Source organism: Xanthomonas sp. NCPPB 4467 (genome assembly GCF_041475665.2).
GTDB classification, from domain to species: Bacteria; Pseudomonadota; Gammaproteobacteria; order Xanthomonadales; family Xanthomonadaceae; genus Xanthomonas; species Xanthomonas dyei.
In genome coordinates, this window is sequence record NZ_CM191260.1 from 1,182,853 (window position 1) to 1,199,167 (window position 16,315).

Annotated in this window: 15 protein-coding genes; 8 read left to right on the top strand and 7 right to left on the bottom strand. The window is 65.5% G+C overall.

Features of this window, described 5'->3' with window-relative positions; all coding sequences use genetic code 11:
• Positions 1 to 3 precede the first annotated feature (3 nt).
• The 5 genes from ACCQ06_RS05040 to ACCQ06_RS05060 all read right to left on the bottom strand — a co-directional run bounded on the left by ACCQ06_RS05040 (position 4) and on the right by ACCQ06_RS05060 (position 6,041).
• Complete coding sequence (locus ACCQ06_RS05040; RefSeq protein WP_228324368.1) at positions 4 to 1,395, bottom strand: peptidylprolyl isomerase; 1,392 nt, start codon at positions 1,393 to 1,395, stop codon at positions 4 to 6.
• Positions 1,392 to 3,827, bottom strand: coding sequence for an LPS-assembly protein LptD (gene lptD / locus ACCQ06_RS05045; RefSeq protein WP_349810179.1), 2,436 nt, complete (start codon positions 3,825 to 3,827; stop codon positions 1,392 to 1,394). The genes ACCQ06_RS05040 and lptD overlap by 4 nt, the downstream gene beginning before the upstream one ends.
• Before the next feature lie 127 nt (positions 3,828 to 3,954).
• A complete protein-coding gene (locus tag ACCQ06_RS05050; protein ID WP_055851131.1) occupies positions 3,955 to 4,863 on the bottom strand; it encodes a histone deacetylase family protein in 909 nt (302 codons plus the stop codon).
• A 38-nt stretch (positions 4,864 to 4,901) separates the two neighbouring features.
• A complete protein-coding gene (locus ACCQ06_RS05055) occupies positions 4,902 to 5,459 on the bottom strand; it encodes a cob(I)yrinic acid a,c-diamide adenosyltransferase (RefSeq protein ID WP_316690608.1) in 558 nt (185 codons plus the stop codon).
• Between the two features lie 3 nt (positions 5,460 to 5,462).
• Positions 5,463 to 6,041, bottom strand: coding sequence for a hypothetical protein (locus ACCQ06_RS05060; protein ID WP_316690610.1), 579 nt, complete (start codon positions 6,039 to 6,041; stop codon positions 5,463 to 5,465).
• A gap of 183 nt (positions 6,042 to 6,224) precedes the next feature.
• Here ACCQ06_RS05060 and ubiH point away from each other — a divergent pair, with 183 nt between their 5' ends.
• The 5 genes from ubiH to ACCQ06_RS05085 all read left to right on the top strand — a co-directional run bounded on the left by ubiH (position 6,225) and on the right by ACCQ06_RS05085 (position 11,141).
• Entirely contained in the window at positions 6,225 to 7,433 is a 1,209-nt protein-coding gene (gene ubiH, locus ACCQ06_RS05065) for a 2-octaprenyl-6-methoxyphenyl hydroxylase (protein WP_316690612.1), read from the top strand.
• The gene (locus ACCQ06_RS05070) at positions 7,430 to 8,611 is read left to right on the top strand and encodes a UbiH/UbiF family hydroxylase (RefSeq protein ID WP_228324364.1); all 1,182 of its coding nucleotides are present in this window, start codon (positions 7,430 to 7,432) and stop codon (positions 8,609 to 8,611) included. The genes ubiH and ACCQ06_RS05070 overlap by 4 nt, the downstream gene beginning before the upstream one ends.
• A gap of 126 nt (positions 8,612 to 8,737) precedes the next feature.
• Entirely contained in the window at positions 8,738 to 9,454 is a 717-nt protein-coding gene (locus ACCQ06_RS05075; RefSeq protein ID WP_316690615.1) for an alpha/beta fold hydrolase, read from the top strand.
• Between the two features lie 105 nt (positions 9,455 to 9,559).
• Positions 9,560 to 9,991, top strand: coding sequence for a nuclear transport factor 2 family protein (locus ACCQ06_RS05080; RefSeq protein WP_228324362.1), 432 nt, complete (start codon positions 9,560 to 9,562; stop codon positions 9,989 to 9,991).
• Between the two features lie 202 nt (positions 9,992 to 10,193).
• Positions 10,194 to 11,141: a SphA family protein gene (locus ACCQ06_RS05085; RefSeq protein ID WP_244907777.1), complete on the top strand. Its 948-nt coding sequence runs from the start codon at positions 10,194 to 10,196 to the stop codon at positions 11,139 to 11,141.
• A 156-nt stretch (positions 11,142 to 11,297) separates the two neighbouring features.
• On the opposite strand, the gene ACCQ06_RS05090 is transcribed toward ACCQ06_RS05085, so the two are convergent.
• Positions 11,298 to 11,972: a GntR family transcriptional regulator gene (locus tag ACCQ06_RS05090; RefSeq protein ID WP_228324361.1), complete on the bottom strand. Its 675-nt coding sequence runs from the start codon at positions 11,970 to 11,972 to the stop codon at positions 11,298 to 11,300.
• Between the two features lie 233 nt (positions 11,973 to 12,205).
• Here ACCQ06_RS05090 and ACCQ06_RS05095 point away from each other — a divergent pair, with 233 nt between their 5' ends.
• From ACCQ06_RS05095 to ACCQ06_RS05105, 3 genes are all read left to right on the top strand, one after another.
• Positions 12,206 to 13,102: a gallate dioxygenase gene (locus tag ACCQ06_RS05095; RefSeq protein WP_228324360.1), complete on the top strand. Its 897-nt coding sequence runs from the start codon at positions 12,206 to 12,208 to the stop codon at positions 13,100 to 13,102.
• Between the two features lie 10 nt (positions 13,103 to 13,112).
• Positions 13,113 to 13,472 (top strand): protocatechuate 3,4-dioxygenase, encoded by a 360-nt coding sequence (locus ACCQ06_RS05100; RefSeq protein ID WP_104614930.1) that lies wholly within the window; start codon positions 13,113 to 13,115, stop codon positions 13,470 to 13,472.
• Between the two features lie 63 nt (positions 13,473 to 13,535).
• Complete coding sequence (locus ACCQ06_RS05105; protein ID WP_104614931.1) at positions 13,536 to 14,537, top strand: LysR substrate-binding domain-containing protein; 1,002 nt, start codon at positions 13,536 to 13,538, stop codon at positions 14,535 to 14,537.
• A gap of 257 nt (positions 14,538 to 14,794) precedes the next feature.
• Here the strand turns inward: ACCQ06_RS05105 and ACCQ06_RS05110 are convergent, their stop codons facing one another.
• Entirely contained in the window at positions 14,795 to 16,273 is a 1,479-nt protein-coding gene (locus tag ACCQ06_RS05110) for an AMP-binding protein (protein ID WP_228324359.1), read from the bottom strand.
• Positions 16,274 to 16,315 lie beyond the last annotated feature (42 nt).

The window sequence follows — 16,315 nt, forward strand, 5'->3', positions numbered from 1 at the left end:
GACTCAGCGCGCCGGCTGTGCCGGCGGCGGGGTCGGGGCTGCGGGTTCTGCCGGCTTGGTCGGCTCGGCAGTGGCATTGCCGTCGGCGCGATCGCCGGTGCGGTAGCTCACATACGCCTCGCCACGCAGTTCCTGCAGGTAGCGGTTGTATTCCTCTTCCAGCTTGCGACGGCCGATCGTTTCACGGACCTGGGCACGCTGGTTCTCGGCACTGACGTCGGTCTGACGGCTGCCGACGCGCTGCACGATATGCCAACCGGCCTGCGTGCGGAACGGCTCGGACACTGCGCCGTCAGCCAGGCCTTCGACTTGCTTGCCGAAATCCGGGCCGAACGCATCGGCCGGGAACCAACCCAGATCGCCACCCTGACCGCGGCTGTTGGTGTCCTCTGAGGACTCCTTGGCCGTTGCCTGGAAATCGGCGCCGCCTGCGATGCGTGCCCGCAGCGTATCGATCTTGGCCTTGGCCTGCGCGTCGGTCTGGTTGTCGCCGATGCGGACCAGGATATGGCGCGCGTTGTACTCGGTGACCATCTTCTTTTCGCCGCCGGCATTGGCGTCGCGCATTTCCACCAGCTTGAGCAGCTGGAAACCGCTCGGGCCGCGCAGCGGGCCGGCGACCTGTCCAGGCTGCATGTCGCGGATCAGCTGGGCAAATGCGTTGGGGATTTCGTCCAGGCTGCGCCAGCCCAGGTCGCCGCCTTCCAGCGCGTTCGGACTATCGGAATAACGCACCGCCGCCGCAGAGAAATCCAGCTCGCCCTTGTCGATCAAGGCCTTGACGCCATCGACCTTCTTCTGACCGGTGGCGATCTGGTCGGCGGTCGCGCCTTCCGGCAGGCCCACCAGGATATGCGCCAGGTGATACTGGCTACCGGTCGTGGCCTGCTGGGCCAGCGCGGTATCCACTTCGCCTTCGCTCACACTGATGCGGCTCTGCGCAAAGCTCTGGCGCAGACGCTGCACGATGATTTCGTCGCGCACCGAAGCACGGAAGTCGCCGTAAGCCATGCCGTCGGCAGCCAGCTTCTGGCGCAGACCATCCACGGTGGTGCCGTTCTGCTGGGCGATGCTGGCAATGGCGCGGTTGAGTTCCTCGTCGCTGACGCGGATGCCGCTGCCATCGGCACGGCCGACCTGCAACTTGACCAGGACCAGGCGCTCGAGCACCTGCCGCTGCAGGACATCGTCCGGCGGCAGCTGGTTTTCGCGACCGGCATACTGCGACTTGACGTTGCGCACAGCGCGATCGAGCTCGCTCTGCAGCACCACGTCTTCGTCCACGATAGCGGCGATACGATCCAGCGGCTGGGATTGCTGCGCCGATGCCACCGGCGAGACCGTGCTGGTGATTACCAGCAACGAGGCAAGAAGAACAGAGAAAGGCTTGGTCATGGAATCAGGTTCGGATCGTAATCGTCCGGATTGGTCGTGGTGTTGCTGGGCGGGACCAGGTACAGGTCGTCGCGGTAATAGCCGAGAATAGCACGGCGCAAAGTGCGGTCCGTGTTCTGGCCAAACGAACTCAAGCCCTTGAGCACGAACTCGAACTGGATGGAGTTGTCCATCTCGCCGTCGCGGTTGCGCACGAACCGGCGCACCAGCGCGCGCACCGCCAGGCAGCAGCTGTCCCACTGCACGCCGCCGATGATCTCCAGCGGTTTACGGTCCAGCAGCGAGTAGTAGTAGCGACCGACCGCACTCCAGGTGGGATTGATCGGATACAGGAACGAGAAGTCGGCCTGCTTGAGCTGGTCGCTGTCGTCGATCAGGTTACGACGGTAGCGGTAGGCCAGATTGATGATGCCGTCGTTGCCCAGCAGATAGCGGGTGCGCAGGCTGGCCAGGTCTTCCTTACGCGAGTTCGGGTTCCACTGATACGTGGCGCCCATCGACCAGCGATCGTTGATCATGTAGTTGGCATCGGCCACCCAGGCGGACTTGCCCTGCTCAATGGGCTGTTCTCTGCCTGCCGCGGAGTTGGTGCTGTTGTTGATGGTGACCAGCGAGTCGTTGAAGTACAGGATCTGGCCGGCGCTCAGCGACAGCTTCTCGCGCCCGTCGTCCTGGCGCAGCCAGCGCGACGTGACCGCCAGGGTCAACTGGTTGGCATCGTTCTGGCGGTCTGCGCCGGTATAGCGGGTGTCGCGGAACAGCTGGCCGTAGCTGAAGGTGAACGGACGGGTGTCGAAGACCGGCAGGTCGTCCTGGTCGCGGTAGGGCACATACAAGTAGTACATGCGCGGTTCCAGCGTATTGAGATAATTGGTGCCGAACAGCGAGGTTTCCCGATCGAAGTACAGGCCGGCGTCCAGCGAAGCGATCGGCAGGCTGCGCGTGGGCGAACGGTCGCCGGTCAGCGGTGCGGTATTGGCCAGCGTCGAATCCAGTTGGTAGGCGGTGTAACGCCAGGCCACCGTCGGCGTTACGAACCAGGCCGCACCCGACAACGGCATCGAGATATAGGGTTTGACGTCCAGCCGCGAGCCGCTGCCATATTCCCTGTTGCGGATATTGGTGCGGACGTATTCGTCGCCGTTGTTGCTATTGTTATTGCCATTGGTGTTCGGGACGAAGTTGACTTGGTACGAATCGTCATGCGTAAACCGCACCGCCTCGGCATACACACCCGCCTCAAAAATGCCGAACGGCTTTTCCCAGGTGAAATACGCACGCGGCTGCCGGTTGTAGGGCAACGCCTGCTCGTCCAGGGTGTAGTCGGTCAGCTGCCAGCGGTCGGCCATCAGGCCGGCGGTCCAGGTTTCGCCGGTGCCGTAGATGCCGATGGTGCTCTGCAGGCTGGATGCGGAGCCCATGCCGTTCAAGCGGCTGGTGAAGTCTTCCACATAGCGGGTGTCGCTGACCCAGGAAATGCTGCTGCGCGCCTGCCAATAGGTGTTGACGTTGTGGTAGCCGCTATAGAAAACGCTGCCACGGTCCTTCTCGCGCAACTTGTCGTTGGGCAGGTAGTTGCCGGTGATTTCGCCGCGACCGCCGTCGTACAAATAGCGGAACTCGGTGCCGAACATGAAACCGCGCTTGCTCATGTAGCGCGGCAACAAGGTGGCGTCGTAATTGGGCGCCAGATTCAGGTAGATCGGCTGCAGGTAGTCGAAACCGTTACGCCCGGACAGGCCGAACTGCGGAAACAGCAGGCCGGTCTGGCGACGGTCGTCGATCGGGAACTTGAACCACGGGAAGTACAGCACCGGCACCTTGCCGATCTGCAGCACGGCGTTACGCGCGGTACCGAAGCCTTCTTCGTTGTCGACGTCGATTTCGGGCGCGCGCACCCGCCAGATCGGCTGCGAGGGATCGCAGGTGGTGTAGGTCGAACGATGCATCTGGCCGACCTGGCCCTGCAGGTCCACCGATTCCGCCACGCCATTGCCGCGGCGGTCCACCATCTGATACTGGATGTTGGAGACCTTGTGGGCGTCGGTGTCCTGATTGCCCTCGGCGCGGTCGGCGACCATGCGGAAGGAGGTGTCCTGGTAGCGGACATTGCCCTCGGCGATGTAGTTGCCGGTCTCGGTATCCATGCGCAGGTTGTCCGCGCCCAGGAACTGGTCGCCGCGCTTGAGCGCCACGTTGCCCTGGTACTGCGGAGTGGTGCTGGTGCCGGACAGCTGGTCGCCCTCGATGTCGGTCGGCAGCTGCTGGCGCATTTCGGCAGCCTTGGGGTCGGCGGCAGGGGCGCCCTCGAAACCAGGCAGCGGGTCCACGGCCGGGCACAGTCCCCAATTCAACGGCTTGTCGGCAGCCATGGCCGGAAGGCAGATGGCGATGCTCAAGGGCAGGGGCAGCAGGCGGAGAACTCGGCGCACGCGTGGATTCAACCAGTAAAATGGCGACTAGCTTGCCGCATACCCCGCATAGGGGCAATGAAGAGCGCCAGAGTGAAGAGGACGAGGTTCATCGCAAACCGTGGCGCGACCGGCGTGCCGCTGTGGGTCAGCGCAGTGCGGCGACGTGGGCAACACTGCTTTCGCGCAAGGCCTGCAGGTCATAACCGCCTTCCAGCATGGACACCACCCGGCCACGCGCATGCCGCTCGGCCAGGGTGCGTAGCGCGCCGGTCAGCCAGGCGAAATCATCGTCGTCCAGCATCAGATCGGCCAGCGGATCGCGCAGATGCGCGTCGAAGCCGGCCGAAATCAGGATCAGCTGCGGGCGGAAGGCGTCGATCAGCGGCAGCATCTCGTCTTCCCACACGTTGCGGAAGCGCAAGCCATCGCTGCCGGGCGGCAGCAACAGGTTGTGGATATTGCCAACGCCGCGCTCATGGACGCTGCCCGAGTGCGGATAGAGCCCGGACTGATGCGTGCTCAGATACTGCACGGCCGGGTCGCGTTCGAAGATCGCCTGGGTGCCGTTGCCGTGGTGCACGTCGAAATCGACGATGGTGATGCGCTCCAGGCCATGCCGGTCGCGTGCATGGGCGGCGGCCACGGCGATGTTGTTGAACAGGCAGAACCCCATCGACACCTGCGCGGTGGCGTGATGGCCGGGCGGGCGGACGGCGCAAAAGGCGGTGCGGGTGAGGTCCTGCATCACCGCGTCCACGGCGGCGATGCCGGCGCCGGCGGCGCGCAGGGCAGCCGCGCGCGAGGCCGGTACCATGCGGGTGTCCACATCCAGTTGGCGATAGCCTTCGAAGGCGGTTTCCAGCACCGCGTCCACCTGTTCGCGCTCGTGCACGCGGCACAGGTCTCCCAGCTTGGCAAGCGGCGCCTCGCGCCAGTCCAGGTCCGGAAAGGCCGCGCGTAGGGCGTCGACGACCGCCTCCAGGCGGGCAGGGCTTTCGGGGTGTTCAGGGCCGGCGTCGTGACCGAGACAGGCGGGATGGGTGAAGACCAGCATGAGATGACGTTAGCCTTTTTGCCGTGCCGCGCATATGGTCAGCCGCGCCGGCGGTCGTGCCGCCACAGCACTTCCTGCTGGCCATCCACGCGTGCCAGCACGCGCGCCAGCACGAACAGCAGGTCCGACAGTCGATTGAGATAGCCGATCGCCTCGCTGCGCACTGCTTCCTGGCGCGACAGCGCCACGGTCTCGCGCTCGGCCCGGCGCACGATGGTCCGCGCCAGGTGGCAGCGCGCGGCCGCTTCGCCACCGGCCGGCAAGATGAACTCCTGCAGCGGCGGCAAGCTGTCGTTGAAGTGGTCCAGGTGGCGTTCCAGGGCCTGGATGTCGGCCGCCTCGATCGCAGCATGGCCGGGGATGCAGAGCTCGCCGCCCAGGTCGAACAGCTGGTGCTGCACGGTGGTCAGCAGCTCGGCAATCGCAGTGGGCACGCCGGGCGCGGCCAGCAGCACGCCGAGCGCCGAATTGGCCTCGTCCACGGTGCCGTAGGCGTTGACGCGCAAGGCATCCTTGCCGGTCCGGCTGCCATCGCCCAATCCGGTGCTGCCGTCGTCGCCGGTGCGCGTATAGATACGTGAAAGCCGGTTGCCCATGACTCAGCCGGCCTGGCGCTGGCGATGGGGCGCAGCCAGGCGCTCGGCAACCACCTGGATGAGGGCTGCGGCCGCGACGTACAGCGCGGCGCTGCGCAGGTACGGCCAGAGCCAGTCGCTGTAGTTCTTGAACCAGCCGGCGAGGGTGGGTTCGCTCACGCTGGCGCTGATCCAGTAAAAGCTGCCCTGGGCGATCAGCTGACACAGCGCCACGGCGATGAGCAGGGCAGGCACCAGCGCGACCAGCGCAGTCCATTGTGCCCCGTGATAGTGCCGGCGCAGCCATACACCACCGGCCCACAGCGCGAAGTACGCCGGGATCAGGCACCAGTACGCCGGCGACACACAGTAGTGCTGCCAGAAGCTCATGCCCTGCTGGGTGATGACCAGCCAGTCCACCGCGACCGCCAGGCCCATCAGCAGCGGGAACGCCAGTTTGCTGCGCGCAGCCAGATGAAACCCGCCGATGAAGAACACCGCCCAGGACGCGTCCGGGACCGGCGCGAAGTGATTGATCCGCGTGGCCGCCATCAGGACGGCGAGCAGGCTCAGAATCAGGGTGTCGTGCGAGCGAGAAGTCATGCGCGGTGGTGGCCGGATTACAGGTGCGGGAGTGTAGCGTGGAACCTGGCGCACCCGCGCCATCGCCAGGCCTGCGGTGCGCTCGGCGGCCGGTAGAGACGACAACGGCCTACCGAGAAGGCGCGTCAACGTGTCTCATCTGGCGCGCGCGATGGGTTGCGGGCGAGGGCTTATCATGTGCGGATGATAGACCCACATGACGTTTTGATCGTTGGCGGCGGCCTGGTCGGCTCCAGCCTGGCGATTGCGCTGGACCGCCTCGGCCTGGATGTCGGGCTGGTGGAAGCCACGCCAGCCGGCACGCCGCCGGCCGTGTTCGATCAACGCAATCTGAGTTTCGCCGCCGCCACCGTCAACGCCTTGGGCGTGCTGGGCGTCATGGCCAAGTTGCGTAGCCCGCCCGGGCCGATCCGGCGCATCCACGTCAGCCGCGCCGGCGATTTCGGGCGCGTGCAGTTGGACGCCGCCGACTACGGTCGCGACAGCTTTGGGCAAGTGGTGGTAGCCCGCGACTTCGGCGACGCCTTGCAGGCACGCCTGGACGAATTGACGCAGCTGCGCCGGTACCGTCCTGCGCGCTGCATCGGCGTGGAACCGGTGCAGGATGGCGTGCGCACGCTACGGCTGGCGACCGACGACGGCGAGCAGCGTGTCCGCGCCAGGCTGGTGGTCGGTGCCGATGGCAGCCACAGCGCAGTGCGCGAACTGCTGCATATCGAGACCGACACGCACGATTTCCTGCAGACCTTGTTTGTGGCGCGTGTGCGCGCCTCCCGGCCGCCGGACGGCACCGCGTGGGAGCGCTTCGGCGAGCACGGGCCGACCGCGCTGTTGCCGCGGGGCGACCGCCATTACGGCGCGATCCACTGCGTGGCACGCGCTGAGGCCGAGATGGTCGCCGCGCTCGACGAGGCCGGCTGGCTGGCCCTGCTGCAGCGCGCGGCCGGCTGGCGCGCCGGGCGCTTTGTCGCCAGCGGCGAACGCAGCGCATACCCGCTGGTGCAGGTGCTGGCCAATAACCTGATCGCCGAGCGCGTGGTGCTGCTCGGCAATGCCGCGCAGACGCTGCACCCCATCGGCGCGCAGGGCTTCAATCTGGGATTGCGCGACGCGCTCACCTTGGCAGAGCTGATCGAACACGATCGCAGCGATGCCGGAGCCGGCGCGCTGCTGGCCGACTATGTGGCGCGTCGGCGCGTGGACCGCGAGCAGACGATCGGCTTCTCCGGCGGGCTGGCGCGGCTGACCGGCAATCCGGCACCCTTGCTGCGGCCGCTGCGCAGCCTGGGATTGCTCGCGACCTCGCAGGCCGCGCCGCTGCAATCGATGCTGGTCGGCGGGGCGATGGGGTTCCGTGGCGATGTGCCGCAGCTGTGCCGGTGGATCGCATGAGCCGCCGCGGTACGCGCGATGCGGTGATCGTCGGCGGTGGCGTGGTCGGCGCCGCCTGCGCGCTGGCGCTGGCCGACGCTGGTTTGAGCGTTGCGCTGGTGGAAGGGCGCGAGCCCGCGCGCTGGCATGCCGATCACCCCGACCTGCGTGTCTATGCCTTCGCCGCCGACAACGCCGCGCTGCTCGACAGTCTTGGCGTGTGGGCCAGCGTGCGCGCCGGGCGCGTGCAGCCGTATCGGCGCATGCGGGTCTGGGATGCCGGCGGTGGCGGCGAGCTGCGTTTCGACGCCGACACCCTGGGCCGCGAACAACTCGGCTGGATCGTCGAACATGCGCTGCTGGTCGATCGCCTGTGGGCGGCCGTGCACAGCGCGGGGATCGAAGTGCATTGCCCGGCGCGTGTGGCCGAACTGGAGCAGGACGCCAACAGCGTGCGCCTGCGGCTGGACGATGGCAGCCGGCTGGAAGCGGCCATTGCCATCGCCGCCGATGGCGCGTCGTCCACCTTGCGCGACTTGACCGGCCTGCCGGTGTCGCGGCACGCCTACGCACAACGCGGCGTGGTTGCATTCGTGGAGACCGAACAACCGCACCAGGCCACGGCCTGGCAGCGCTTTCTGACCACCGGGCCGCTGGCGTTCCTGCCGTTTGCCGAAGGCCGCAGTTCGATTGTCTGGACCTTGCCCGATCGCGAGGCCGAGCGCGTGCTGGAACTGGACGATGCGGCGTTTTCGCGCGAGCTGACCCAGGCCTTTGCTGCGCGCCTGGGCGCGGTACGTGTCACTTCCGCACGCACTGCGTTCCCGCTGCAACGGCAATTGGTGGAGCAGTACGTCAGTGGCCGCGTGTTGACCCTGGGCGATGCGGCGCATGTGGTGCATCCGTTGGCGGGGCAGGGCGTCAACCTGGGCTTGCGCGATGTCGCTGCACTTCGCGCGGAAGTGCGCGCCGCGCTGGCCAAACGTGCGGACTGGGCCGCGCCGCACCGGCTGCAGCGCTGGGCGCGCACCCGCCGCAGCGAAAATACCGTGGCCGCCTACGGTTTCGATGCGATCAACAACGTGTTTTCCAACGACGAGATGCACCTGACCCTGTTGCGCGGTGCCGCGCTTGGCCTCGCCGGCAGGTTGCCGCCGCTGGTCGATGTGCTGTGGAAGCGCGCCTCCGGCGGCGCGTAAGCCATCTCGCGTCTGCCGGCCTGCGCTGTGGCTGGCCGGCATAGCTGACGTTCTATGTCTTTGAGCTTATAGCGCAGGCCGCATCTTCCATACGACGCACGCGGCCGGCGTGGCTACAGTCGCGCCATGACTTCCGTTTCGCACACCTCCAGACCCACCTTGCTGCTGCTCTGCGGCCTGCTCTGCGACGCCGCTATCTGGCAACCGCAGCGCGACGCGCTGGCGGATCTGGCCGATGTGCAGGTGCTGGATTTTCCCGGGTTCGACAGCATCGCGCAGATGGCGGCCCACGTGCTGGCTGGCGCACCGCCACAGTTTGCGTTGGCCGGGCATTCGATGGGCGGGCGGGTTGCGCTGGACATCATGCGTCAGGCGCCCGAGCGGGTGACGCAGCTGGCACTGCTCGATACCGGCATTGCGCCGCGTCGCGATGGCGAACGCGAGGAACGCCAGGCGCTGGTGGATCTGGCGCAGACGCAAGGCATGCAGGCGCTGGCACTGGCCTGGTTGCCACCGATGCTGCACCCCGCACGCAGCGCCGATGCAGGTTTGATGCAAGACCTCAGCGCGATGGTGCAGCGGCAGAGCGCGCAGAGTTTCGCTGGCCAGGTCAACGCCTTGCTGGAGCGCCCGGATGCCGCGCCGGTGCTTGCGCAGATTCGCTGCCCCACCTTGTTGGGGGTCGGGCGCCAGGATGCCTGGAGCCCGCTGGCACGGCATCAGGACATGGCGCGGCAGATTCCGCAGGCGCGTCTGGTCGTATTCGAAGATTGCGGGCATATGGCGCCGGTGGAAGCGCCGGCTGCAGTCAGCACCGCGCTGCGCGAGTGGCTGAGCACGTGATCGCCCGCGCCGTAGGCGGCAGCCCGGTCGTCTTGGCAATTGCCCTGCGCTGAAGTATCGCCAGCGCTTTATTTGTGTCATTCCACCGCCAAGGGAGGCTGCTGCGTGTCTGCAGACATTTCGATCATCGTTGCGTGCGAACAGCTGATTCGTCGGTTTGCCCTGCATAACGACCGCCATGAGCACCAGGCGTTGGCTGCCCTGTTTACTGCCGACGGCGTCTTTGCACGACCGAGTGCGCCGGATGCGCCCGTGCATGGACGCGACGCGATCTTGGAGGCCTTCCGCGCTCGCGCGCCACGCAACACCTGTCATTTGATGCTCAATACCCTGGTCAGCGTCCAATCGAGCACGCTGGCCCATGCGCATAGCCATGTGCTGCTCTACAGCGCACCGCAGACCGATGCGTCTGTTCCCTGGACGGCGCAGGCGCCTGCACTGATCGGCACCTTCGACGATGTGCTGGTGCACCAGGACAACCAATGGCTGTTCAAGCAACGCCTCGGCGCATTGCTGCTGCGCGTCGAGGCGCACTGACCGAGAGTGATCGCTGCCTGCCTGTTCAACGATGCCGCCGGCCATTGAAGGCGACATCTCGACACTGCTCTCCCCCAAGTCGCGTTGCCTCAATCGCCCATCTTCGTTGGAGAATCGCCTAGTGGAACGCGCATGTTCGTCTGTTGGTCGTCGTCGCTCATCGCCCCGGTCGCATCGCCTGCGCGCCGGCAGCTTGACTCTGCTGCTGGCTGCGCTGGCGCCAGCGGCGGCCTTCGCACAGGCCGTGCCTGACACGGTTCCGGTGCCGCAAGGCATCAATCTGGGGGGCACCAGCTTTTTCGACGGTTTTGGCTCCACCCAACCCGGCTGGACGGTGGTCGAATATCTGCGCCATGCGCATCTGAATGCCGTGCTGGATGCGCAAGGCAACGATTCGCCGGCGTTTCGTGATCCGAAGATCAGCAGCTCGGCAGCGCTGACCCAGCTCATCTACGTAACGCCCTACAAATGGTTGGGCGGCACGATTGCCGTCGATGCCATCGTGCCGCTGGTCAACCAGAATGCCGCGTTTGCCGCCGACAGCCCGGTGCGGTTGAGCGACAACGGATTCGGCATTGGCGATATCGCGGTCGGGGCGGCGTTGCAGATGCCGCCGGTGATGCGCAACGACCGGATCCTGCTGTTTCAGCGCTTCGCACTGGTGGCATTTGCACCGGTGGGCAAGTTCGATCGCGATATCGCGATCAACCAGAGCACCGGCTACTGGTCGTTCTCGCCGCATTGGGCATTCACGGTACAGCCCACCGATAACTGGGAGGTCAGCATGCGGCTGCATTACATGTACAACTTCCGCACCGACCGTGCCGGTGGGGTGCCGCCAATTCCCGGCTTCCAGTTCCGCAACGGCCAGGCAGGCGATCTGGCGTGGCTGAATTTTGCCAGCTCGGTCAAGCTGACCGAGCAGTTGCGGGTCGGTGTCAACGGCTTCTACCTACGGCAGCTGCAAGACAACCGGACCAATGGCCAGCGCGTGCCCGACAGCAAACGCACACAGTTCTACATGGGGCCAGGGCTCTCGTGGCGGTTGGACGCGAAGAACGTGCTCAATTTCAATGTCTACCTGCCGGTCGAGGTCAAGAACTCGGTGGCCGGAAACACCTTCAACCTGATGTTCGTGCATTCGCTATAGCGCGCCGAGCTGGCTGGCACGCGGTCCGTGCAGTCGCCAACCGTTTGCGTGCATGCACCATGCCTGTTGCTCCGCAAGGGCGGCAGGCGCGGTGGGGCCAGCCAATGGAGTGCCCGCCACAATCGCGGCGCCGGTGCTGCGAGGACCGGCGGCGACTCACAGCCCCATGCTGTGCCGCTGCGTATTGGCATGTTCGCGGAACAGCAATTCCGCGCGTGCGCCATCGCGTTGTTCGATGGCGGCGACGATCGCGCCATGCTGGCGGTGGCCGTAATAGAGATCGTCATAGGCCAGGGTGGGCGAGCGCTGGCCGAACACCACGTTGACCGGGCTGACGAACGGTACCAGCGTGCAGCGGTCCACCGTCTCGGTGAGGATCGGTTTGTTGGCCGCCAACACGATGGCGCGATGGAAGCGGGCATTGATCGCGCCGTAGGTCTGCTCATCGCCGACATCGAGGCTGCGCTTGGCAAACAGCCGGTCGCCTTCGCACAGACAATCGTGCAGGGTGCAGAGCAATGTGGCCGACGCGCCCTGTTCGGCCACGGTGCGCGCCGCCATGCCCTCCATCAGCGCGCGTACCGCCAGCGCATCCAGGCTTTCCTGCTGGCTGAAACGGCGGACCGCATAGCCCCGGTTACCGACCTGCACCAGCAGGCCCTCCTGGCATAACGCCGGCAACGCCTGGCGGATGGGCGTGCGCGAAATGGCCAGGCGCTCGGCCAGGGCTGCCTCGGTGATGCGCTCGCCCGGGGCGAAGGTGCCGCACAGGATCAATTCGCGTAGCTGCTGGACCGCTTGCAATCGGTGGTTGTTCGCCATTGGCTCCATTCTCTCGCGCCGTACCGCAGCGCACGTTCCTTCGAAGGGGAAAACTAGCAATTACTTGTATAAAAACCTTGCGGATGAGATCGCTTGATGGCAATTTGGATCCCAAGGATACCGTTTTGGCGATCCGGATTGCTTGGTCGTCCGTGTTGGGATCCATTGCATCGTCAATCCTGACTCAATCAATGACGTGCGCTCCGCCTTTACCTGGCAGCGCTGCGTCGCAGGAGCAAAGCATGGCTAGCATCATCGGCGGCATCGGGACCTCGCACGTTCCCACCATCGGCGTGGCCTACGACAAGGGCAAACAACAGGATCCGGTGTGGAAGCCGTTGTTCGACGGCTACACGCCGGTGGCCGAGTGGCTGGCCGAACAACGTGCCGACGTGCTGGTGTTTTTTTACAACGACCACTGCACGACCTTCTTCTTCGATCTGTATCCGACCTTTGCGCTAGGCGTGGGCGAGCGCTTCCCGGTCGCCGACGAAGGCGCAGGGCTGCGTAATCTGCCTCCGATCCGCGGCGATGTGCAGCTGCAGGCGCATATCGCCGAGTGCCTGGTCAACGACGAATTCGACCTGACCGTGTTTCAGGACAAACCGATCGACCACGGCTGCGCGGCCCCGTTGCCGCTGCTGTGGCCGCATGTGCCGGACTGGCCGGGCACGGTGGTGCCGATTGCGATCAACGTCCTGCAATACCCGCTGCCGACCGCACGCCGCTGCTACCGGCTGGGCCAGGCGGTGCGTCGTGCGATCGAGTCGTATCCGGAAGATCTCAGGGTGGTGGTGGTCGGCACCGGTGGGCTGTCGCACCAGATCCATGGCGAACGCACCGGCTTCAACAACACTGACTGGGACATGGAATTTCTGGATCGCTTCCAGCACGCGCCGGAAACCCTGACCGATCTCACCCACACCGACTACGTGCGCCTGGGCGGTGCCGAGAGCGTGGAGCAGATCATGTGGCTAGCCATGCGCGGCGCGTTGGATGGGCCGATCCGCAAGCTGCATCAAAACTACTACCTGATGACGACCACCGCGATGACCGTGGTGTTGTACGAGCCGGGCGAAGAACGCGCCGACGCACCGCGCTCGGCAGAGTTGCTGGCGCGCACCGCCAACGCGGCATGAGGGCCTGCTGATGAATCCGCAAGTAGACGGCATGGACAAGATCGACGGTACCTATCTGTTCGATCTGCGCACCAGCAATCGCGCACTGCGCCTCAATCGTTTTTTCTGGCACATGATCCGCGCCCCATGGCGCGATCGCTTTTTGCAGGACGCGGAAGTGTTGATGCAGGAAGCCGAGCTCACCGAGCGCGAGAAAGCGCTGGTGCGGGCGCGTGACTGGCTTGGATTGGTGCAGTACGGCGCCAATTTTTTTGTGATCGAAAAGTTCGCCCGCGTGGTGCGCATGACCAATCTGCAGGTCTACGCCATCATGCGCGGCGAGTCGTTCGAAGACTTCATGCAGACCCGGCGTGTGCCCGAGGCACGCTGAGCTGCGCGTCCCGGCCAGTGACCGGGCGCTTCCACCCGACTTCCCAACGTAAGGCCCACCCCCATGACCATGTCCTCCGTGTTCTTCGAACACCGCATCAAGGTCCGGCATCTACGTGTCATCGAGGCGCTGGACCGGCAAAAAAGCCTGCTTCGCGCCTCACGCGTCTTGAACGTGACCCAGCCTGCACTCACGCGTGCCTTGCAGGAGATCGAAGAGATCGTCGGCGCGCCCTTGTTCGAGCGCCATTCGCGTGGCGTGCGTCCCAATGCGATGGGCGAGGTGCTGGTGCAGACCTCGCACGTCGTGCTGGGCCAGTTACGCCGCGCGCAGGACACGTTCGAAGGGTTGCTGCAGGACGATGCGCTCACTATCACTGTCGGCGCGTTGCCGGTGGCTGCGAGCGGCCTGCTGCCGGCAGTGCTGGCAGCCTTGTACCGTACCGAACCCACGCTGCGTGTGCGGCTGCTGCACGGACGCACCGATGAGTTGCTGCCAAAGCTCGCCGGAAACGAGGTGGATCTGGTCGTTGGCCGGTTGTATCCGCTGGCGCGCTACGACGCGTTGGTGCGCAAGGTGCTGTACCAGGACCCGATTGCGCTGGTGGCGCGGAGCGACCATCCGTTGTTTGCCAATGGCCCGGTGCGCATCGCCGAAGCGGCTGCGTACCGACAGGTGCTGCCGACCCTGAGTCAGCATGTGGAGCGCGACGTGGCGCAGGTCATGCGCGAGCACGGGCTGGCCACGCGCGATCAACTGCGTTCCAGCTCTGCCAGTTTCACCCGCGAGATCCTGCTTGGCACCGACAGCATTGCGGTGATGCCAAGCATGATGGTGGCCGGCGACATCGCACGCGGCGAACTGCGTGCCTTCCAGCTGCAGCAGCCCTCGCAAGCGCGCGCAGGTGGCGTGATCTATCGCGACAGCAGTGCCATCCTCAAACCCGGTGTGCGGTTGTTGATGCGTGAGCTGGAACACCAACTGGCGCTGATGGCGCAGCAGGGCGCGGTGTGGGTGGATGAGCATATCGGCGAAGACGACATGCTGCTGGATGCGTCTGCGTAACGGATGATCGTATTGCCAGGCGCAAGGTGTATCGCCGAGCGGGACGAGTGCTGCCTATCGCCTGCTTGGACAGTTGCGCTGTTCGAATGCAGTTGTGGATGGACTCGACGGCCGTGTGTGTTTGATTGAAACCCGCGCCGCGCCCGGCTGATCCTGCGCCGGGCGAATCAAGCACCATGGAGTGCGGTGACCGACATCGGTCCCGTCCGAGCGTGCGCGGTGATGCGCACGCTCGCGTGACATGGCTGCCAATGCCATCAGGCTTCCTTGGCCAAGGCATCCTTCAATCGCGCCTTCTGCAGCTTGCCGGTCGCCGTGCGTGGTAGCGCCTCGACCAGGCGTAGGTGCTTGGGAACCTTGTACTTGGCCAGGCGCTCGATCAGATAACTGCGAATCTGCTCCAGATCCGTCGCCTCAGCGGCGGGCACGATCGCCAGGTAGCCCACTTCGCCCCATTGCGGGTCGGCCATGCCGACCACCGCGCATTCGCGGATGTCCGGGTGATCGGCCAGCACCGCTTCGATCTCGGCCGGATACACGTTTTCGCCGCCGGAAATGAACATGTCCTTCTTGCGGTCCACCACCCAGAAGAAGCCGTCGTCATCGCACCTGACGATATCGCCGGTGCGGAACCAGCCCTGTGCGTCGCGCATCTGAGCGGTGGCCTGCGGGTCGCGCCAGTAGCCTGGGCTGAGGTTGGGGCCGCGCAACAACAATTCGCCAGGTACGCCTGTCGGGCAGTCGTTGCCATCGCCGTCCACCACCCGCGTCTGCACGCTGGGCGATGAAATACCTGCCGCACCAAGTTTGCGACGAATCACAGCGCAATCCACCGACATGCCGAACACCGTGCCCGCCTCGCTCATGCCGAAGCCGCAGACCATGGGGATGCCATCGTCCAGCCAGCCCAGCAGGTCGTCGGCGGCGTGCGGCGCGCCGCCGCTGACCAGTGCGGTGAGGTGACGCAGCCTTGCCGGATCGAAACCGGGCTGGCTGCGAAACGCCTGCATCATCTGCGGCACGCCGACATAGTGGGTAATGCCCAGCGCCGGGTTGCCGAGCCAGCCCAATGTGCGCTTCGGTTCGAAGCCGCTCGACACCTGGATCGACCCGCCTACCGCCAGCGCCGGACGTACATTGGTGGCCAGGCCGATGATGTGGAACATCGGCGCCTCGCACAGGAAACTGCTGTTGCCATCCACACGTGTGGTCACGCCGAAGTTGTGCGCCACCTGCTGCAGATTCTGCTCGTTCAACATCACGCCCTTGGGCTGGCCGGACGTGCCCGAGGTAAACAGGATCAGACTCACGCGCTCGGGCGGGATGTACGACGTTTCGGCGGGCGCCAGCGCCTTGGCACTGTCGATAAAACTGGCCAAGGCTTCCACATGCGCGCGTCCGGCCGCGACGTCATCGCCCAGCAGCAGATGCGGCTGCGCGCGTTGCAGCAAGGTGTCCAGCTCGGTAGCGCTCAGCCGCCAGTTGAGCGGCACATAGATCGCGCCGACCCGCGCACAGGCGAAATGCAGCGCAACCTGCCAGACCGAATTGCGGGCCAGCACCGCCAGCCGTTCGCCGTCGACGCAGCCGCGCGTCTGCAGCAAGGCGGCGAGCTGGCCGATCAGGGTGTCCAGTTCGGCATAGGTCCATTCGTGCTCCAGCACCAGGTCGCGCGCGGCAAGTCGTTGCGGTGTGAGGCGGGCATGGAAGGAAATCGAGTCGGTCGGCATGGTCATGGCGTTGTCTTCCGAGGGCGCAATGGGGGAGTGACAAACGTG